Source organism: Sphaerisporangium album, from assembly GCF_003323745.1.
Taxonomy (GTDB): domain Bacteria; phylum Actinomycetota; class Actinomycetes; order Streptosporangiales; family Streptosporangiaceae; genus Sphaerisporangium; species Sphaerisporangium album.
The window spans coordinates 19,997-40,066 of the sequence record NZ_QOIL01000020.1 but is presented as its reverse complement, the minus strand read 5'-3'; the positions used below and the strand labels follow the sequence as shown (position 1 = coordinate 40,066).

General features: G+C 72.2%; 16 protein-coding genes and 1 pseudogene. 11 read left to right on the top strand and 6 right to left on the bottom strand.

Translation table 11 applies throughout. The features are described from left to right. Positions 1-125 precede the first annotated feature (125 nt). The 4 genes from ruvX (at position 126) to DQ384_RS29785 (ending at position 4,192) form a co-directional block, all read left to right on the top strand. On the top strand, positions 126-623 hold the full coding sequence (gene ruvX, locus DQ384_RS29800) for a Holliday junction resolvase RuvX (protein ID WP_114032209.1): 498 nt from the start codon (positions 126-128) through the stop codon (positions 621-623). Beyond that, positions 620-2,032, top strand: a complete 1,413-nt coding sequence (mltG, locus tag DQ384_RS29795) for an endolytic transglycosylase MltG (RefSeq protein ID WP_245966878.1) — start codon at positions 620-622, stop codon at positions 2,030-2,032. The genes ruvX and mltG (DQ384_RS29795) overlap by 4 nt, the downstream gene beginning before the upstream one ends. 157 nt (positions 2,033-2,189) lie before the next feature. Continuing rightward, positions 2,190-3,356 carry an endolytic transglycosylase MltG gene (gene mltG / locus DQ384_RS29790; RefSeq protein ID WP_114032208.1) on the top strand — a complete coding sequence of 389 codons (1,167 nt, stop codon included), beginning with the start codon at positions 2,190-2,192 and terminating at the stop codon, positions 3,354-3,356. Next, entirely contained in the window at positions 3,356-4,192 is an 837-nt protein-coding gene (locus DQ384_RS29785; protein ID WP_114032207.1) for a shikimate dehydrogenase, read from the top strand. The genes mltG (DQ384_RS29790) and DQ384_RS29785 overlap by 1 nt, the downstream gene beginning before the upstream one ends. Here DQ384_RS29785 and DQ384_RS29780 read toward each other — a convergent pair. Further along, positions 4,167-4,583, bottom strand: a complete 417-nt coding sequence (locus tag DQ384_RS29780; protein WP_114032206.1) for a type II toxin-antitoxin system VapC family toxin — start codon at positions 4,581-4,583, stop codon at positions 4,167-4,169. The genes DQ384_RS29785 and DQ384_RS29780 overlap by 26 nt on opposite strands. A 3-nt stretch (positions 4,584-4,586) precedes the next feature. Then, positions 4,587-4,835: a type II toxin-antitoxin system Phd/YefM family antitoxin gene (locus tag DQ384_RS29775; protein WP_181871492.1), complete on the bottom strand. Its 249-nt coding sequence runs from the start codon at positions 4,833-4,835 to the stop codon at positions 4,587-4,589. Between the two features lie 376 nt (positions 4,836-5,211). Between DQ384_RS29775 and infC the strand changes: the two genes are divergently transcribed. The 7 genes from infC to DQ384_RS29740 all read left to right on the top strand — a co-directional run bounded on the left by infC (position 5,212) and on the right by DQ384_RS29740 (position 12,579). Continuing rightward, positions 5,212-5,835, top strand: coding sequence for a translation initiation factor IF-3 (infC, locus tag DQ384_RS29770; protein ID WP_114032306.1), 624 nt, complete (start codon positions 5,212-5,214; stop codon positions 5,833-5,835). A 137-nt stretch (positions 5,836-5,972) separates the two neighbouring features. Then, complete coding sequence (rpmI, locus tag DQ384_RS29765) at positions 5,973-6,167, top strand: 50S ribosomal protein L35 (protein ID WP_114032205.1); 195 nt, start codon at positions 5,973-5,975, stop codon at positions 6,165-6,167. Between the two features lie 24 nt (positions 6,168-6,191). Next, positions 6,192-6,575 carry a 50S ribosomal protein L20 gene (gene rplT / locus DQ384_RS29760; RefSeq protein WP_114032204.1) on the top strand — a complete coding sequence of 128 codons (384 nt, stop codon included), beginning with the start codon at positions 6,192-6,194 and terminating at the stop codon, positions 6,573-6,575. A 119-nt stretch (positions 6,576-6,694) separates the two neighbouring features. After that, positions 6,695-7,507 (top strand): TrmH family RNA methyltransferase, encoded by an 813-nt coding sequence (locus DQ384_RS29755; RefSeq protein ID WP_114032203.1) that lies wholly within the window; start codon positions 6,695-6,697, stop codon positions 7,505-7,507. A gap of 163 nt (positions 7,508-7,670) precedes the next feature. Further along, positions 7,671-8,753: a sensor histidine kinase gene (locus DQ384_RS29750; protein ID WP_220183216.1), complete on the top strand. Its 1,083-nt coding sequence runs from the start codon at positions 7,671-7,673 to the stop codon at positions 8,751-8,753. Positions 8,754-8,995: 242 nt separating this feature from the next. Continuing rightward, the gene (gene pheS, locus DQ384_RS29745; protein WP_245966893.1) at positions 8,996-10,036 is read left to right on the top strand and encodes a phenylalanine--tRNA ligase subunit alpha; all 1,041 of its coding nucleotides are present in this window, start codon (positions 8,996-8,998) and stop codon (positions 10,034-10,036) included. Next, a complete protein-coding gene (locus DQ384_RS29740) occupies positions 10,036-12,579 on the top strand; it encodes a phenylalanine--tRNA ligase subunit beta (RefSeq protein WP_114032200.1) in 2,544 nt (847 codons plus the stop codon). Before pheS ends, DQ384_RS29740 begins: the two co-directional genes overlap by 1 nt. A gap of 74 nt (positions 12,580-12,653) precedes the next feature. Here DQ384_RS29740 and DQ384_RS29735 read toward each other — a convergent pair whose 3' ends face one another. From DQ384_RS29735 to DQ384_RS43230, 4 genes and pseudogenes are all read right to left on the bottom strand, one after another. Continuing rightward, on the bottom strand, positions 12,654-15,851 hold the full coding sequence (locus tag DQ384_RS29735; RefSeq protein WP_114032199.1) for a penicillin acylase family protein: 3,198 nt from the start codon (positions 15,849-15,851) through the stop codon (positions 12,654-12,656). 147 nt (positions 15,852-15,998) lie between these two features. Further along, complete coding sequence (locus DQ384_RS29730; protein ID WP_114032198.1) at positions 15,999-17,768, bottom strand: hypothetical protein; 1,770 nt, start codon at positions 17,766-17,768, stop codon at positions 15,999-16,001. 25 nt (positions 17,769-17,793) lie between these two features. Beyond that, positions 17,794-19,650: a hypothetical protein gene (locus DQ384_RS29725; RefSeq protein WP_114032197.1), complete on the bottom strand. Its 1,857-nt coding sequence runs from the start codon at positions 19,648-19,650 to the stop codon at positions 17,794-17,796. After that, positions 19,647-20,070: pseudogene (locus DQ384_RS43230) on the bottom strand (hypothetical protein); the annotation flags it as partial. The pseudogene DQ384_RS43230 and the gene DQ384_RS29725, both read right to left, overlap by 4 nt.

Here is a 20,070-nt window from a genome sequence, read left to right as displayed (position 1 = left end):
ACCGGCTCCCGGCAGGTCGGACGCGTCCGCGATGGTCGTGTCATGACCGGCTCGGGAGCCCGCGGCCGGGCGGGCCGGCCTGCCGGAAGATCCGCACAGTTGGGTTCTCCGCCGGGCAGGGCCTCGTGAGGCGCGGGGTCCGGCTGGGCGTCGACGTCGGGTCCGTCCGTGTGGGCGTGGCCCGCAGCGACCCCTCGGGGTTGCTCGCGACGCCCGTGGAGACGGTCCGCCGGGGCCGGGGCGATCTCGACCGGCTCGCGGCCATCGCGCAGGAGCACGAGGCGATCGAGGTCGTCGTCGGCCTGCCGACCTCGCTGTCCGGCCGCGAGAGCCACGCCGCGGACACCGCACGCGCGTTCGCCGCGCGCCTGGCCACGCGCCTCGCTCCGACGCCTGTCCGCCTGTACGACGAGCGCCTGACCACCGTCACCGCCCAGCAGGGGCTGCGGGCCAGCGGGGTCAAGGCCAGGAACCAGCGCGGCGTCGTCGACCAGGCGGCCGCCGTCGTGCTGTTGCAGGCGGCCCTGGACGCCGAGCGCGCGAGCGGCGCGCCGCCGGGCAGACCCGTCGAGCCACCGGGGCGGCGCCCCGGCGGAGAATCGAGCGCCGGGCCGGTCCAGTGACCCGCCCGCCCGGTTCGCCCGGCGAGCCGGAGCACGACCGTCCGTCCACATCCTCCGGCGGGGGGCAGGAGGCCCGCGAGCGGCCGGGCCAGGTGGGGCCCGACAGCCCGGACGAGCCGCCCGGCCCCGACACCCCCGAGGACGCCCGTCCGCGTGACCAGCACGAGGGCCCCGATGATCCCGCCCCGCCCGTCGTGGATCGTTCCCGTGGGGCGGACGCGGACGCGGCGCCCGGCGCCCGCCAAGAGGCGGCCGCCGAGGGCCCGGGGGCTGCGCCTCCGCGCGCCGCCGAGGAGACCGGCGACTCCGAGGGGCTCATCCGGTTCAGCGAGGATCGGGAGCCGGAGGGGGAGGGCGAGCGGCGGCGCCGCGGGCGCAGGGCGCTGCTGGCGCTGGTGGGGGGCGGCAGCGCGGTGCTGGTCGCCGCCGGGCTGGCCGGCGCGTTCGTCCTGTTCAGGCCGCTGATCTCCCCGGACGACTTCGACGGCCCCGGGACCGATCCGGTCGTCGTCGAGATCGCCCCCGGTGCGAGCGCGGGCGAGATCGCCGAGACCCTGGTCCGCGCGGAGGTCGTCGCGAGCGCCCGGTCGTTCGTGGGCGCCGTCGAGCGGCGCGGCGTGACGAACAACCTCAGGCCGGGGCGTTACAAGATGCGCAAGCGGATGGCGTCCGCCATGGCCCTGGACCTGCTGCTGTCCCCGAAGTCGAGGATCCGCAGGCGCGTGACCGTCCCCGAGGGCCTGCGCGCGAACGAGACGGTCGCCCGCCTGGCCAAGGGATCCGGCCTGCCCGCCGCCGAGCTCGCCCGGCTGGTGGCCGCGCCCGCCCGGCTCGGCCTGCCGCCGTACGCCAAGGGGGCCGCCGAGGGCTTTCTCTTCCCCGCCACCTACGAGATCGAGCCGACGACCCGGCCGCTGGACCTGCTGAAGGCCTCGGTGCGCAGGTTCAAGCGGGCCGCGACCCGCCTGGACCTGGAGGCGGGCGCCTCGCGGCAGCGCCTCACCCCGCGCGACGTGGTGGTGATCGCGAGCATCGTGCAGGCCGAGGGCGGTCACGTGGCCGACTATCCGAAGATCGCGAGAGTCATCTACAATCGGCTGGCCTCCCGAGCCAAGCTGGAGATGGACAGCACCGTGATGTACGGCCTGGGCAAGCACGGCATCGTGGCCTCACATGCCGAGATCAAGCGTGACACTCCGTACAACACCTACATGCATCCCGGACTGCCTCCGGGGCCGATCTGTAACCCCGGGGAGGCGGCGCTGCGCGCGGCGCTGAGCCCGGCAAAGGGTGATTGGTACTGGTTTGTCACGGTTGACCCAGCACGTAGAATCACGAGATTCACTAGCAAAGAGAGTGAGTTCGTGAAATTCCGAGAAGAGCTGCACAAACGTCTCGGGCAGCACTGATGCCCCGCGGGATGGCCCCCACTTCCCGTACGCGTCCGGTGATCTCCGCCGTCGCGTCCCAGGGCGATGGAACGATGACTTGTCTGGTATGTCGCATCAATATGGCGCACACGCTTGACGGCGGGCAGGTCGTCCAGGGAGATTGGCGTGCGCACCTATGAGCGATCTCGACCTCGATAGTCTGCTGGGTGCCGAGGACGACGAGGGTCCCCGGCGCAGGTCTCGTGGTGGCTCCAGAGCCTCGCGCGCGCGCAGCAGGAGGCGCCAGCGCCGTCAGCGCCGCAAGGGCTTCGTGGCCTTCTTCGTCGCGATGATCATCATTGTCGGCGTGCTCGGCGTGGGCGGGTACTACGGCTACACCTGGGTCCGCGACGTGGCCGTCGCCGACGACTACGCCGGCCCCGGCACCGGCGAGGTCGTCGTGGAGATCAAGGAGGGCCAGAGCGCGGGCGAGGTGGCCCAGACCCTCGTCGACCAGGGCGTCGTCGCCAGCGAGCGCGCGTTCGTCAACGCCATCGACGCCGCGGGCAAGACCTCCTCGCTTCAGCCCGGCCAGTACAAGCTGCGCAAGGGCATGGCCGCCGCGAGCGCCGTCCCGCTCCTGGACCCCAAGCTCCGCATGCTGACCACCCTGACCATCAGGGAGGGCCTGCGCCTCTCGCAGATCCTGGCGCAGCTCTCCACGGCCACCGGCAAGCCGGTCTCGGCCTTCCAGAAGGCCGCCAAGGACACCAAGGCGCTAGAACTGCCGTCCTACGCCAAGGGCAGGCTCGAAGGCTTCGCCTTCCCCGCGACCTACGAGATCGCGCCCAAGGCCACGCCCGACGAGATCCTCGCGAACATGGTGAGCCGGTTCAACGACGCCGCCAAGGACGCCGACCTGGTGGACGCCGCCAAGAGGGTGGGCCGCACGCCCCTGGAGATCGTGACGATCGCGAGCATCGTGCAGGCCGAGGCCGGCAACGTGCGCGACATGCCCAAGGTCGCGCGGGTGATCTACAACCGGCTGAACCGCGACCCGCAGATGAAGCTGCAGATGGACAGCACGGTCATGTACGGCCTCAACAAGTTCGGCATCGCCGCGACGCACGAGGAACTGAAGAGCAGGTCGCCGTACAACACCTACGCGCGCCTCGGCCTGCCCCCGGGCCCGATCGGCAACCCGGGCGACCACGCCATCCAGGCCGCGCTGAAGCCGGCCCCCGGCAGCTGGCTGTTCTTCGTGACCACCGATCCCAAGCGGGGCATCACCAAGTTCACCGACTCGGAGTCGGAGTTCTTCAAGCTCGCCGAGGAGTTCAACAAGAACCACGGGGCCGGCTGATGGAGCGGCGGGCCGCAGTCCTGGGCTCCCCGATCGCGCATTCCCTCTCGCCCGCCCTCCACCGCGGCGCGTACGCGGCGCTCGGCCTGCGCGGGTGGCGCTACGACGCGATCGAGTGCGACGAGGCGGGACTGGCGGGGCTGATGTCCGGCCTCGGCCCGGAATGGGCGGGCCTGTCGCTGACCATGCCGCTCAAGAGGGCGGTGCTGCCGCTGCTGGACACCGTGGCCGACCTCGCCGTCGAGGTGGGCGGGGTCAACACCGTGCTGCTACGCGACGGCGCCCGGCACGGCGAGAACACCGACGTGCACGGCATCGTGCGGGCGCTCGCCGAGTCGGGGGTGCGGGCGCCCAAGAGCGCGGCGATCCTCGGCGGCGGCGCCACGGCCGCGTCGGCGCTCGCGGCGCTGCGCGAGCTGGGGCTGCCGGAGGCCGCGCTCGTGGTGCGCGAGCGCTCGCGGGCGCGCGAGACGCTGGAGGTCGCCGAGCGGCTGGGCACGAGCCTGACCGTCCACACCTTCGGCGAGCTGGGCGCGGTGCTGGACGCCGACCTCGTGATCTCGACGCTGCCGCCCGGCGCGGCGGACGCCCACGCCCAGGCACTCGCGTCCGTCCCCGCCGTCTTCGACGTGGTCTACGCCCCTTGGCCGACGCCGCTGGCCCAGGCCGTGCAAACGGCCGGGGGCACGGTGGTCAGGGGCTTCTCGATGCTGCTGCACCAGGCCGTGCGCCAGGTCGAGCTCTACACGGGCCTGGGTCGAGGGGTGGTACCCGTGGAGCCGGTGCGCGCGGCCGGCGAGGCCGAGATCCTCAGACGAGCGACTCGAACGGGTTGAGCACCCGAACCCCGGTCCGCTCGAAATCCTTGACGTTGCGCGTCACCATCGTCCAGCCGTTGGACCGTGCGGTGGCGGCCAGCAGCCCGTCCACCAGCGGCAGGGGGTCGGGGTGGTTCAGTGCCCCCCAGTCCTCGGCGATGTTGGGAGTGACAGGGACGATGCGGTCGACGAACTCATGCCGCAGCTTGGCGAGCCACGTCTCGTAGATGGCCGCCTGGACGGGATCACGCTCGCGTAGGCGCTCGACTCCTTGGCGAATTTCGCCGAGCACCATGACGCTGATGTAGAGAGTGGGTCCGGGGACCATGTCGAGCCACTCCCCGACGTGGGAGTTGGGGCGTCGCTTGGTGACCTCGCAGGCCACGTTCGTGTCGAGTAGGAATGCCATCGGCTAGACCAGCTCTACCGGGACGATGGGCTCCTTCGCGCGGTGTATCTCCAGCAGGCTCAGGTCCGGTGCGGATCTCAGGAACTCCTTGAAGTCGGGGGCGCCGTACTTCAGACGCCGGTACTCGGCGATGTCGATGACGACGGCGACCTCCTCACCGTGCCGGGTGATCACCTGCGGTCCCTCGTCGTGGGCTCGCCGGATCACCTCGCCGAGCTTCTGTTTCACTTCCTGCAACTGCCACTGGCCCATATGCGACCTCCACTGGTGCGTCCAGATCGACGCGGTCGATGTTATCGGCCGAGCGCGCGCCGTGTTCGTGAAATCACTTCGCGTGATGGCGGGAGGGGATGATTCTGCGGGCACGTGGTGTTGTGGTAATGTAACTGCTTGATCGGTCCGGCATGACTGCTGGACGCGCAAGCGGAGGTCTTCCTCCCACCTGATCGGCCGAAAGGCCGATGGGTCCAAGGATCACACCGGAGAATTCCGGGGAGCTCGCGGCCAGGCGGCCGATGGGTTCTGGTGGCCCCGCATGCGCGACGTGCGGGGCTTTTCGCGTTCCACGCGAGGCGTCCCGGCACGGTCGAGCAATCAGCGGACAAATGCCAGGTACCTAGGAGGTCCCATCAGCACTGAGCCCCGCATCAACGAGCGTATTCGCGTGCCCGAGGTCCGTCTCGTGGGGCCGAATGGCGAGCAGGTCGGCATCGTCTCGATCGGCGACGCCCTGAAGCTGGCCCAGGAGTCCGATCTCGACCTGGTCGAGGTCGCGGCCACGGCTCGCCCGCCCGTGTGCAAGCTCATGGACTACGGCAAGTTCAAGTACGAGTCCGCCATGAAGGCACGCGAGGCGCGCCGCAACCAGGCGCACACGATCATCAAGGAGATCAAGCTCCGGCCGAAGATCGATCCGCACGACTACGAGACCAAGAAGGGTCACGTCGTGCGGTTCCTCAAAGCGGGGGACAAGGTCAAGGTCACCATCATGTTCCGCGGACGCGAGCAGTCGCGCCCCGAACTGGGCTTCCGGCTCCTGCAGAGGCTGGCGGAGGACGTCACCGAGCTCGGTTTCGTCGAGTCGCAGCCCAAGCAGGACGGCCGAAACATGATCATGGTGATCGGGCCTCACAAGAAGAAGGCCGAAGCCAAGGCGGAGCGGGCCGCGGCCCGCGCCAAGGGCGGCGAGTCCGGCGACGTGGGCGAGAGCCTCGAGCCGGACATGGCGCAGGCGTCCGAGCCGCGCCAGTGACGCGACCCGCCTGACGATTCGGCGGGACGCGAGTACACACCGAGACCGGGTCAGGTCCTCACGGGAGGCGACTCCTGACTGAGGTAGCTTGACCCGGGACATCGGCACGGACGAACGACGAGGGAGATACGGCTGTCATGCCGAAGATGAAGACGCACAGCGGTGCGAAGAAGCGGTTCCGTCTCAGCGGGACGGGCAAGGTCATTCGCCGCCGTGCGAATCGTGCCCACTACAACGAGCACAAGCCGTCCACGCGGACGCGCCGTCTCGCGCCTGAGGTCGTCATGTCCGATGCCGACACCAAGAAGATCAAGAAGCTGCTCGGCAAGTAACCGAACCCCCGGGGAGATAGAACAATGGCACGCGTAAAGCGGGCGCTCAACGCCAAGAAGAAGCGCCGCGTCGTCCTCGAGCGGGCGAGTGGTTACCGGGGTCAGCGGTCGCGGCTGTACCGCAAGGCGAAGGAGCAGATGCTCCACTCGCTGACCTATGCCTACCGCGACCGCAAGGACAAGAAGGGCACCTTCCGGCGCCTGTGGATCCAGCGCATCAACGCGGCCGCGCGCGCGAACGGCATCACCTACAACCGGTTCATCCAGGGCCTGAAGGCCGCCGGCATCGAGGTGGACCGCAAGATCCTCGCCGACCTCGCCGTGAACGACTCCCAGGCCTTCGCGGCGCTGGCCGAGGCCGCCAGGAAGGCGCTGCCCGCGGACGTGAACGCGCCGGTCGCCGGCTGATCCTCCGTACGTACGTACTCACGTGAACGACTCGTTCTCTCCGGGAGCGGGTCGTTCGCTTTTCCCGGGGCCGCCGGCGTGACCGCGCCGTGCGCGCACCCGCTGTCCAGGGGGGCACATTGGCGGGGTCGGAGCTGACCAACATCAAGTCGCCGCGGGTCAAGGCCGCCAAGCGCCTGACCAAGCGCGCCTTCAGGGACCGCGACCGCGCGTTCCTGGCCGAGGGCCCGCAGGCCGTCAGGGAGGCCCTGGCCCTGCCCGGCGTCACGGTCGAGCTGTTCACCACCGCGGACGCCGAGACCCGGCACGCCGAGATCGTCGCCGCCGCCCGCGTGGCGGGTGTGCCGGTGCACGGCGCCAGCGGCGAGGTCATGGCCGAGCTGGCCCAGACGGTGACGCCGCAGGGACTGCTCGCCGTGTGCCGGTTCGTCCACGTGCCGCTGGCCGAGGCGGTCACCGGCGGCGCGTCCCTGGTCGCGGTGCTGGCCCACGTGCGCGATCCCGGAAACGCCGGCACGGTGCTGCGGACGGCGGACGCGGCCGGGGCGGACGCCGTCGTGTTCACCGACGCCTCCGTGGACCCCTACAACGGCAAGTGCGTCCGCGCGAGCGCCGGCAGCCTGTTCCACCTGCCCGTGGTCACCTCCGCGCCCGTGGCCGAGACGGTGCGCCACCTGAAGGACACGGGCCTGCGGGTCCTCGCCGCCGACGGCGCCGGCACGCGGACGCTCGACGACGTCGACCTCGCCGGCCCCACCGCGTGGATCTTCGGCAACGAGGCGTGGGGCCTGCCCGAGGAGATCCTCGCCCTCGCCGACGAGGTCGTCCGCGTGCCCATCTACGGCCACGCCGAGAGCCTCAACCTGGCGACGGCGGCGGCGGTCTGCCTGTACGCCTCGGCGCGGGCGCAGCGCTCCGCCGGGATGCCGTGACGCGCGCGGCCCGCACCCCGGGCGTACGGGCCCTCGCGCCCGGCGCGGGGAGGTGTACGGCCAGTCCGATCGGGCATGGAGGCGTGTCTGATGGCGGGCGTAGGGCTGCCGTCGGGCACGGGAAACCCGCTATTGTCGGCCCTGTAGGGTCGAGGAGGCGATTGTGCGCGGCGGACCAACCCACCGGCAGAGTGCCGATGCCGCATGCCTGATCGAGGTCGACGACCTCCCCGACGGCGTCGTCGTGGCCGACGAGCGCGGCCGGGTGATCGCCTTCAACCAGGCCGCCTGCCGGCTCACCGGCGCCGACCGCGAGGCCGTCGTCGGAGGCCACCTGCCCGACGTCCTGCCCTTTCGCGACAACGACGGCCGCGACTGGTGGAAGTGGCTCGACGCCTACGGCGGCCTGCGCATCCGCAGCCGCCAGCCCGAGTGCTCGCTCTACCTGCCCGGCCGCCACGAGCTGCTGGTCTCGGCGCGGTTCGTCCGCAGCCCCGCGCGAAGCGGCGACGTAGTCCGCGTCGTGATCACGCTGCGCGGCGCCGCGGCCCGCGCGCGCCTGGAGCGCAGCCGGGCCGACCTGGTCTCCACCGTCGCCCACGAGCTGCGGTCCCCGCTGACCAGCGTCAAGGGCTTCACCGCCACGCTGCTGGCCAAGTGGGGCCGTTTCACCGACGACCAGAAGCGCGTGATGCTGGAGACGGTCAACGCCGACGCCGACCGCGTCACCCGGTTGATCACCGAGCTTCTCGACGTCTCGCGCATCGAGTCGGGCCGGCTGCAGGTCCACCGCCAGGTCGTCGACGTGCCGGCCCGCGCCCGTAAGATCATCGAAGGCCGTGTGGCCGCGGGCGAGCCCGAGGACCGCTTCCGGCTGGAGGTGCTCGGCGATCTTCCCGAGATGTGGCTCGACCAGGACAAGATCGACCAGGTCCTCGGCAACTTGCTGGAAAACGCGGTGCGTCACGGACGCGGTACGGTGACGATAGTGGTGGAGCCTGTCGAGTGGGGAGTGGCCGTGTCCGTGCGTGACCAGGGTGAGGGTGTCGCACCCGAGCTGGCCTCGCGCGTCTTCCGCCAGTTCTGGCGGGGCAACGGCCGGCGCCGCGGCGGCACCGGCCTCGGCCTCTTCATCGTCAAGGGCCTGGTCGAGGCCCACGGCGGCACGATCACCGTGCAGCGGGCGCCCGGCGGCGGCGCGGAGTTCCGATTTACCATGCCCGCCGGCACTCCCGACTTCGCCTGAGGCGTCGCGAGGAGCGGCCGGTGGGCCTGACCACGCCGTGATTCACCGGCCGGCCGCCGCCGCGCCCGGATGCCTACGGGGAGCGCGGGCGGGTTTTCCGCAGCCGCCCGGCGCCCGGCAGGTCCGCCGCCCTGGACGGACTAGACTCGTGCCCGCTCAAGCCCTGGATACGGAGCTCACTCTTGTCGAACACCTATGACCCGGTCGAGGTGACGCCGTTGCACGCCGACGAGGTGGCGCGCATGGAGGCCGAAGCCATCGCCGCGATCAACGCGGCGGCCGACCTCGACGAACTGAAGCAGGTGCGCCTGGCGCACTCCGGCGACCGGTCGCCGATCGCCCTCGCCAACCGCGAGATCGGCGCGCTGCCGCCCCAGGCCCGGGCCGAGGCGGGCAAGCGCATCGGCGGAGCCCGCAAGGCCATCGGCGAGGCGCTGGCCGCGCGCCAGGCGGTGCTGACGGCCGAGCGCGACGAACGCGTCCTGGTCGAGGAGACCGTCGACGTCACCCTGCCGTGGGACCGCGCGCCGAGGGGGGCCAGGCACCCGCTCACCACGCTGCAGGAGCGCATCGCCGACGCGTTCGTGGCGATGGGCTACGAGGTCGCCGAGGGGCCGGAGCTGGAGGGCGAGTGGTTCAACTTCGACGCCCTCAACATCGCGCCCGACCACCCGGCCCGCTCCGAGCACGACACGTTCTTCGTCGGCTCCGTCGACTCGGGCATGGTCCTGCGCACCCAGACCTCGCCGGTGCAGATCCGCGCGCTGCTGTCGCGCGAGCTGCCGGTGTACGTCGTCTCGCCGGGCAAGGTCTTCCGCACCGACGAGCTCGACGCCACGCACACGCCGGTGTTCCACCAGGTCGAGGGCCTGGCGGTCGACGAGGGCCTGACGATGGCCCACCTGAAGGGCACGCTCGACCGGTTCGCCGAGGTCATGTTCGGCAAGGGCATCGACACGCGGTTCCGGCCGAACTACTTCCCCTTCACCGAGCCGTCGGCCGAGATGGACCTGCGCTGCTTCGTCTGCCGCGGCGCCTCTGCCGTCCCGGGCAACCCGCCGTGCCGCACCTGCAAGTCCGAGGGCTGGATCGAATGGGGCGGCTGCGGCATGGTCAACCCGCGCGTGCTGGTCGCCTGCGGCGTCGACCCCGGGCGGTACAGCGGTTTCGCCTTCGGAATGGGCGTCGAGCGGACGTTGATGTTCCGCAACAACGCCGAGGACATGCGTGACATGGTCGAGGGAGACGTGCGCTTCACGCTCCCGTTCGGTATGGAGGTCTGATGAGGTTCCCGCTTTCCTGGCTGCGGGAGTACGTCGACCTGCCCGCCGTCACCGCCCACGAGGTCGCCGACAAGCTGACCGCGGCGGGCCTCAAGCTTGAGTCGATCGAATCGGTCGGCTACGACATCAAGAACGTCGTGGTCGGCGAGGTGCTGTCCATCGAGGAGCTCACCGGCTTCAAGAAGCCGATCCGCTACTGCTCGGTGGAGGTCGGCGAGGCCGCGCCGCGCTGGGTGATCTGCGGCGCCACCAACTTCGCGGTCGGCGACCGGGTCGCGGTGGCGCTGCCCGGCGCCGTGCTGCCGGGCGGGTTCGAGGTCGGCTCCCGCAAGACCTACGGCCACGTGTCCGACGGCATGATCTGCTCGGCCCGCGAGCTGGGCGTCGGCGACGACCACGACGGCATCCTGATCCTGCCCGCGGGCACCCACCTCGGCGCCGACGTGGTCGAGCTGCTCGGCCTGCGTGACGACGTCATCGAGCTGGAGGTCACCCCGGACCGGGGGTACGCCCTGTCGATCCGGGGCGTGGCCCGGGAGGCCGCCGCCGCCTTCGGCGTGCCCTGGCGCGACCCGGCCGACGTCGAGCCGCCCGCCTTCACCGAGGAGTCCCACCCGGCCTCCATCGCCGACCCCTCGGCGTGCGACCGGTTCGTGCTACGCGCGGTCTCGGGGTTCGACCCCTCCGCCGAGACGCCGATGTGGATGCAGGTGCGCCTGGTGCGCGCGGGCATGCGTCCGGTCTCGCTGGCCGTCGACGTCACCAACTACGTCATGCTGGAGCTCGGCCAGCCGCTGCACGCCTTCGACCGCTCCCGCCTGACCGGCCCGATCACCGTGCGCAGGGCCGAGCCGGGCGAGACGCTGGAGACGCTCGACCACGTCGTGCGCGAGCTCAACCCCGAGGACATCCTCATCACCGACGAGTCCGGGGCGATCTCGATGGCCGGCACGATGGGCGGCCTGGAGACGGAGATCTCCGACGCGTCGAGCGACCTGGTGATCGAGGCCGCCCACTTCTCGGCCAGCGGCGTCGCCCGCATGTCCCGCCGCCACAACCTGATCAGCGAGGCGTCGCGCCGCTTCGAGCGCGGCGTCGACCGCGAGCTGCCGCTGTACGCCTCGTGGCGCGCGGTGCAGCTGCTGGTCGCGTTCGGCGGAGGCGCGGCGGACGCCGGGGTCACCGACGTCTCGATCGACGTCGAGCCCGCGACGATCACCATCCCGGCCGACCATCCCGACCGGGTCGCGGGCGTGACCTACGGCCGTGAGACGGTGGTGCGCCGCCTGGAGCAGGTCGGCTGCACGGTCACCGGCCCGGTCGACGCCGACGGGCGGGAGGGCTCCGAGGGCGCGTCCTACCCGGCCGACGTCCTGGACGGGCCGAGCGGGGCCGTGGGGCTGCTGACGGTGACGCCGCCGTCGTGGCGTCCTGACCTGACCGACCCCAACGACCTCGCCGAGGAGGTCATCCGGCTGGAGGGCTACGAGAAGCTGCCCTCGGTGCTGCCCGCCGCTCCCGCGGGCGCCGGTTTGACCGAGGCGCAGCGCCTGCGCCGCCGTGTGGGCCGCGCGCTCGCCGCGGCGGGGTACGTCGAGACGCTGGCCTACCCGTTCCTGGGCGTGCGCGACCTGGACGACCTGCAGCTCGCGGCCGACGACGCGCGGCGCCGGGCGACCCGCCTGGCCAACCCGCTCAGCGAGGACGAGCCGCTGATGCGCACCACGCTGCTGCCGGGGCTGCTCAAGACCCTGGTCCGCAACGTCGGCCGCGGCTTCGGCGACGTCGCGCTGTTCGAGACGGGCCTGGTCTACCGTCCCGAGCCCGGCGCCCCCGAGAAGGCGCCGGTGCTGGGTGTCGAACGCAGGCCGGCCGAGGAGGAACTGGCGACGATCACCGCGGCCCTTCCCCGGCAGCCGCTGCGGCTCGCCGTCGTGCTGGCCGGCGAGCGGGACCGGTCCGGCTGGTGGGGGCAGGGCCGCCAGGCCTCCTGGGCGGACGCCGTCGAGGCGGCCCGCACGGTGGCCCGCGAGGCCGGCGTCGAGCTGTCGATCAGCGCCGACCGCCACGCGCCCTGGCACCCCGGCCGGTGCGCCGCCCTGCACCTCGGCGAGACGCTGGTCGGCCACGCCGGCGAGCTGCACCCGCGCGTGGTCGAGGCCTATGGCCTGCCGCCGCGCACCTGCGCCATGGAGCTGGAGCTCAGCGTCCTTGAGGACGCGCTGCCCGGCCCCGTGCAGGCGGTGCCGGTGTCGGCGTACCCGGTCGCCACCCAGGACGTCGCGCTCATCGTCCCGGCGGACGTGCGGGTCGCCGACGTCGAGGCGGCGCTGAGGGAGGGGGCGGGCGAGCTGCTGGAGTCGATCCGGCTGTTCGACGTCTACACCGGCGCGCAGGCCGGCGAGGGCAACAAGTCCCTGGCCTACACCCTGCGCTTCCGCGCCGCCGACCGCACGCTGACCGTCGAGGAGACCACCGCGGCCCGCGACGCGGCCGTGGCCCTGGCGTCCGAGCGCACCGGGGCCCGGCTCCGCGGCGCCTGACGGATCCACCGCCGCCATGGGGGCGGCCGAGGGGGTGGCGGGAGGATCCGCCACCCCCTTCTGTCATGGCGCCGTCAGCGTGGGTACACCTCCATCTCGTACAGCGAGTACCCGTACGTCGTGCCGCGCGTGACGCCCTTCATGCGGACGTAGCGGGCCGTCGCCGGGGCGAAGGTGACGTTGTCCACGCCGCCGTCGCCGGTGGTGGTGGAGGCGACGGTGGTCCAGGACGACCCGTCGGCCGAGGTCTGGACCGCGTACGCCGCCCCGTAGGCGGCCTCCCACCGCAGCACGACCCGGGCCACGGTCTTGGCGGAGCCGAGGTCGACCTGCAGGTACTGGTCGTCGCTGGAGGCGCTCGCCCAGCGGGTCGTCGGGTCGCCGTCCACGGCGTCGCGGGCCGGATAGTAGGGGATCACCTGCGTGCTGGACGCCTTGGCGCTCCCTCCGGCCGCCAGGTTGGCGATCGCGTCGCCCCGGTGGGCGGGGAACGAGACGACCTGCTGGTAGGTCGGCCGGTTCTGCCAGGAGATCAGCGACTGCTTGATCCCGCCGAGCGGCGAGTGCCGGACGGCGTCCGCGCACCACTGGTCGCCCGCCGCGCACGCGTCGTCGGCCGGGTAGGTCGTGGCGGCGGGTTCGGCGAGCGCCGCAGACAGGCTGTTCAGCAGCACGGTGCGACAGCCCGCGACCGTGCCGCCGCCGCAGTACTTCTGGGGCAGCGGCCCGGCCACCGGGTCGCCGAGCACGGCCCTGACGTCCTTGCTGACGTAACCCCACCAGCCGTACTGGAACGCCGACCCCTTGTGGGTCTGTGCCTCGTTGGCCGAGGTGGGGAAGCTGGAGACGTCGCCCTGCTGGTGCCCGGACGGCGACTCGTTGACCTGCAGCGCGTTGACCAGCGACTGGTACAGCGCGTCGCCGAGGCCGGGCTTGAACTCGGCCTGGACGAGCCTGGGCCACCAGGCGTCGAAGGCCCGGATGGCGTCGGCGTGCGCGTAGACCTTGCTCCCGGGCGTGGTCTCCAGCCGCCTGGCGCCGGCGGAGGCCCACGCCGACAGCCTGGACACCGCGGAGGAGAGCGCCGGGTCGGTCACCGGCGAGCTGTTGAGCACGCGCAGCAGGTGCGGGAGGACCTCCTTGCCGCGCAGGTCGGTCACGGCGGCGTCGGCCATGATCTTCACGGTGCCGGCCCGGTCGAGCTTGCCGGCCCCGGCGAGCGCGGCCTTGACCGGGACGTCCAGAAGGTCCACCCGGTGGACGGTGCCGAAGCTGAAGTTGCCGTCGGCGGCGCCGTAGTCCTTGGCCTGCTTGTTGTTCCAGCTCACCAGGTAGTCCTGGCTCGCCGTCTGGGGATGGGTGGCGGGCGCGGTGTAGGTGGCGGTGTTGGTGGCCGGGTCGAATCCCGCCCACTCGTGCGCGGCGTCCGCGGTCATCGGCAGGTTCGGGTCGGAGACCGCCGGCCTGACCGGGGTGTTGCCGGACATGTAGTACGCCGCGTCGGAGGAGTTCACGAAGAACCAGTTGAACGCGAAGCCGATCTTGGACGCCGAGTTCGTGAAGGCCGCGGCGTCGCCCATCTGGGCGGGCTCGTTGAACATCTGGAACCCGACGGCGGAGTCGGCCTCGTGCTGGTAGGTCGAGCGCAGCGTGGCGAAGGCGGTGGGCCTGCCGTTCACGGTGCCGCGCCAGGTCACCAGGCCGTACTTGGTCCGCTTGATCACCAGGTCGTAGGAGCCCGCGGCGGTGGAGTCGGCGGTGTTGGGCTTCCACGCGTTGGTCTTCTTCAGCGTCTCCATGGCCGTGCAGGCGCCGCGGTACATGTAGTGGTCGGACGACGTGGTCGCCGGGCCGCCGCCGGGCTCGCAGAGCTCCAGGGCGTAGGTGTCGGTGATGTCCTGCCCGCTGGAGGTCGCGCTCCAGGCGTAGTCGGTGCCCCGGCCGAGCAGCACGTACAGGTTGAGCCCGGCGAACGCGGCGCCGCGCGCCTTGATGCCGGGCCCGGTCAGCTCTTGGAGCATGACGAGCTGCGGGGCGAAGTAGCCGGTCTGCGGGCCGAACACGGCGATGGGGTGCCCGGTGGCGGACTCGGCGGCCGACACGACCACGGCGTTGGACATGCCGGGGTGGGAGTTGTCCACGGTGAGCCCGTCCAGCACGCCCTTGGCGCGGGCGGCGGCCGGGACGGGGGCCGTGGCCGAGCCCGACTCGTTCTCGGTGACGTCGACGGGCGCGGTGGTGGCGGCGTCCGGGAGCACGACGCCGGTGGCGCCGGGCGGCGCGCCGCCGGAGGGGAAGCTCTGGCCGTTGTGCAGGGTCAGCGTCGCCTCGGGGTCGTTCTGCGAGCGGAATGCCGCCCACGCCTGGTCGCCGGCCGCGGTTCCGTACCGGGCGCGCGCGGCGACGCGGGCCAGCGCGGACTGCATCTCCGCCCCGCCGCCCCCGCCGAACAGCCCGCCGATCACCCCGGAGACCGCGATCAGGTCGGTCATGGTGAAGGCCTGCGGACCGCCCGCGTTGGTGATCGCGTCGAGGTGGCCGGTGAGCACGTACTCGCCGGGGCAGTCGCGGTTCGCCATGCAGTGGCCGATGTAGGCGTTGATCCCGGCGATGTAGTTCTCGACGTCGGCGTACAGCTGGGCGCCGCGCGGGCCGGAGTCCCTGAGCCGGGTGATCTGCCGCTGAAGGTCGGCCTCGGTGTAGGGCGAGTTGCGCCAGACGCTCTGTTCCAGCGCGCGGTTGCCCGGCGCGCCGCCCGCGAACGGCGTCAGCTCGCCCCGGCCGACGTGCCGCATCAGGTCCATGAGCCAGAGCCGGTCCTGCGCGCCCGCGTACCCGGCGCCGAACATCGTTCCCTCGCGGGTGGTGCCGGTGATGTGGGGGACGCCGGTCGCCTTGTCCCGGACGATGGTCACGTCCGGCCGCGGGCTGACCGTGCTCTCCACCTGCCCGGCGGGCACGCCGAAGGAGGAGTCGTTGAAGAACCTCGCGATCTGGTCGTCGGTCAGCCCGGTGTACCCGCCGATGAGGCCGGCGTACTTGCCGAGCTGGTCGCCGCTGTGGCTCGGCATGGTGCCGAACGCCTGGTTGGCGAGGATCTCGACCAGCGTGGCGTTGCCGTTCTCACCGGGGGGCAGGACGTCCGCGCATTGGCCGAGGCAGTAGTCGTCGGCGGTGTAGACGGCCGCCGACACGGGCACGACGGGGGATGCCAGCGCGATGATCGCCAGCGCCGAGGCCGCCGTGATCGTCCGCCGGAGACGAGCGTGCATGTTGAGGACCCCCAGAACATGAGGCGTACTCGAATTACGGAACTTGGGAGGAACATACGCTCGCCCCCACATCGGATCAATGGCCGATGTGATACTGACCCGGAAGAAGTGCCCCGTTCGGCTCGTCCCGCGGCGGCGGACGCCAGGTCACGCCTGGGAGCGGCGGCGATCGAGCAGGCCGAAGCGGCGGCCGTTGCCCGCGGGGGCGGCGGGCGCCTCTTCGCCTCCCCGCGGCGTGCCCGACAGGGCCCGGCCGACGGTCTCCTCGCTGATGCCGGCCCGCCGCAGCATGCCGGCGAGGACGCTCTCGGTGAGCTCCCTGCGGGCGTCCGGCGAGCACAGCGCCGCCAGCGCGGCCAGCAGCGGCAGGTACGCCGGGTCGGGCTGTGCGGGGAAGTCCTCGGCCACCACGCGGGCCTCCACCACCGGGCCGTGAGCGGCGGCCAGCAGGCCGTGGAACCGGCGGATCTGGCCCTCGGGGTCGCCGGGATGCAGCCAGTGGACCGCCGCGACGGCGTACCCGTGGCGGCGCAGCGCCGCGTGGACGGCAGGCCGTCCGGCCGGATCGTCCCCCCGCACGCTCAGCTCGGCGCACATGACGTTCAGCGCCTGCCGGTCCAGCGGCTCCCGCACCGCCGCCGCGACCAGGTCGCCGGTCGGCAGAGGAGCGAGGACCTTCGCGAGCCCGCCGGGCGGCAGGTACGCGGCCAGCCGTAGCGTGACCGCCGGATCGGTCACGGCCATCCTGGACAGGGCCGTGGCCAGCCCCGGCGACAGCCAGTGGTCGGCGTTCCCGCGCAGGTCCTCGAAGTCCTCCACGGTCGGCTCGGGGCCGTAGGCCAGGTCCAGCACCACCGGGTACAGGCGTTCCTCCAACGCCGGGTCCAGGGACCGCGCCGTCACCAGGATCCGGCGGTCGCGGACGATCTGGCGCAGGACGTCGCGCTCGGCGGCGTCCCCGGTGCGCGGCAGGGAGCCGAGCCGCGACACGCACCGGGCCACGCGCCGGGTGTCCCCCTCGTCTATGCCGTCGGCGCAGGCGAGCAGGAGCCCGCCCAGGGTCTGCGGCGGAGCGGATCCGGACCCACCGCCCGAGGGCGGGTCGTCGAGCTCGGCGATGTCCGGTGACCTCAGCGACCGCGGTGCGGTGTCGCGGGCGAACCGCGCGACCAGGTCGCCGAGGCGGGGATGGTCGGCCAGCAGGTCGTGGTAGCGCCGGACGGTCTCCGGCGCTTGGGCGACCCGTGCGGGCTCCCCCCACCCGATCACGTGCGCGCCCTCGGGGGCGTGCCGGGCGAACGACAGCTTGATGCGGTGGCGTGAGGCGCTGTCGGTCCACGTCGAGAGCGTGAGCCTGCTCCTGAGGCCGTAGGGGAGCAGGGCCGCCACCGTGTCGAGGAAACGCAGCCGCGCCGGCATGGGCACGCCCTCGGCGTTCACCACGCACACCGGGTCCCCGGTGAGCAGCAGCGCCGCCGCGCCCATGGCGGTCTGGTCGGCCCGGCCGGTGGCCTCCTCCACGTCCAGCGCCGCCACGTCCGCGGTCAGCAGGCCCGCGGCCGGCGGCGTGCGGTGGCCGAGCGCCCGGTAGAGCGCCTCGTAGGCCACCGGGCCCCGGGCGAGCTGGGCGTAGGGCAGGCAGAAGTACCGCGTGAGGGCGATGTCGCGGCCCATGCCGTCACGCTCGGCGGACCACTCCTGGACCGCCATGCCGACGTGGGGGGTGTCGCCGTGCCCGTTGACCCAGCTGATCGTCACGCGGGGCAGGTTGGCGGGGGCGCCGGGGGTGTACCGGGCGATGATCTCGCCGAAGTCCTCCCGGTCGAACTGCCCGTCGCTGCACGCCAGGACGTCGTCGCCGTCCGCGGTTCCCGCACGTTTCCCCCACAGCGCCCACTCGGCGGTGATTCGTACCATCGGCCGTCCTCATCGGTCGCGAGGGCTAGCGGTTCAGGAAGCCCACGAGCATGGACACACCGATGACGCAGAGGGTGATCACCAGCGTGAACCAGACGAACAAGATCCCGTTGGACAGGGAGACGCGGCGCCACCACGGATGGCGGGCCTCGTCCCTCTCGTACCGCCGCGTGGACGGGCCGCCGGAGAGCGCCTCCAGCATCGCGCCGGGGGGTGATCCGGGGGAGTTCGGCCAGTTCCGCGCGTCCGGCGCGGCGTGTTCCCGGGCCGGCGCCGCATGTCCGTACAGCGAGGTGGCGGCCGAGACCACCGGCCGCCACTCCGGGGGCAGCACGCTGCCGAGGACCTCCTGGACCTGGGCGTGGTCGAGGGACGGCCCGTAGGCGGCCACGAGCAGCGCCCGGAGCGCGGCGCTCTGGGCCGCGTGGTCGTCGCGGTGCAGCCTCGCGATCGCGGGAGCGAGGTAGGCGTGCGCGCTCAGCGCGGGCGCGATCTCGGGGTCGTCGCCGCCCTCGCCGCCGCGGCCGACCAGCTCGGCATGGATGAACCGGACGACCGGCGGGTCGCACGCCTCGGCGGCGGCGAACCTGACGAGATCGGGCGTCTGTATCGCCGCGAGGAGACGCGACCTGTCGGGATCCTGGACGCGCATGGCCAGCAGCAGCGCGGCCTGCGGCTCCATCGTCTTCATGCGCGCCATGGCCGTGTACACCGGAGGTCCCCCTCCGGTGATCGACAGGACCCGCTCCATGATGTTGATCGTCAGAAGCCGGCCGTACCCGAGAGGCAGGGCCAGGTCGTAGACCGCGTCCCTGAGGCCGGCCCGGGGGACGGCGTCCAGCCGGGGCAGCAGCCGCGACTCGACGATGTCACGGTAGTGCTCGCGTTCGTGCGCGCTCGGCGCCTGGGAGCGCAGCAACCGTGCCAGCTCCGCCACCTGGTCGTCGAGCTCGGCGTACTCCCCCTGTTCCAGAAGCTCGCCGCAGCGGTTCAGGCCGCTGTAGAAGACGGGCAGCGGCGAGGAGCCGTGGACGGGCCTGTGCCCGGAGTCGCCCAGCGCGGCCAGCGCCTGCCTCGGCGCCTCCTTGAACGTCAGCGGGTCGGTCGCCTGGGCGAAGGCCTCGGCCAGCTCGCCGGGGGCCCGGCGGGTCAGCACGTCGTAGAAATAGCGGGAGACGTCGGACCAGGTGCTGAATCCCTCCGCCCCACCGCCCAGGGTCAGGGTGGAGGCCCCTTCGCGCGGGCGCTTGGCGAAGGAGAGCTTGATCTGGTGCGTCGCCGAGCTGTCGGTCCACGTGGATGCGGTCAACCGGGTCCGGAGGCCGTAGGGGAGCAGCGCGGCCACCGTGTCCAGATACCGCAGGCGCTCGGTCATGGGCAGGTGGCCGCCACCGGTCACGCAGACCTGCGCGTCGGCGAGCAGGAGCGCGGCCGCCGCCATGGCCGTGTCGTCGGCGGTGTCCGCGAGGCGGTGCGGCTCCGACGCCGGGACGCTCACGATGAGCGGCCCGTCCACCGGCAGGCGGTGGGCGGCGAGGACCTCGTACAGCGCCTGGTAGGAGACCGGCCCTGCGGCCAGCTGGGCGTAGGGCACGCAGAAGTAGCCGGTGACGGCGATCGGCCGCCCGAAGCCGTCGCGCTCGCCCGACCACGACTGGACGGCCAGGCCGACGTACGGCACGTCGCCGCGCCCGTACACCCAGCTGATCGTCACCTGGGGCAGGTTCGGCAGGGTGCCGGGCGACCACTTGGTGAGGATCTCCTGGAAGTCCTCGCGGGTGAACGGCCCCCGGCTGCAGTCCAGCACGCTGTAATCGTCGTCGGTGCCGGGACGCTTCCCCCACAGCGCCCACTCGGCGGTGACCTTCACCTCGCGGCTCACCCTCCCGCCTTCCCCTCAGGGCGCTCGGCGGAGATCCGCCGGCCGAGCCAGACCATCGGCTCCATCACGTTGATCGGATGGACCGGGCCGCGGATCTGAAAGCCGCTGCCGGGCGAGGTCGCGGTGCCGGACTCGCCGGCGGCCGACCACGCGGTGGGCACCAGGTTCTGCGGGTCGTCCGGATCGAACGCGCCCTTCTCGTTGTCCAGGTAGAACCCGATCGACGAGGTCACGAAGAACTTGATGCGGTCGTGCCGGAAATGCTGTTTGAGAGCGGGCACCACCATCTTCGCGTTGCCGTAGCGCGATATGCCGCAGAGCTGTTCGAACAACTCTTCGGCGTAGTCATCGTCAATCCGCGGGAAACCGAAAGGATCATCGGGGTCGGGGGCCAGCAGTCCGAGCTTTTCCGCCGTCTGG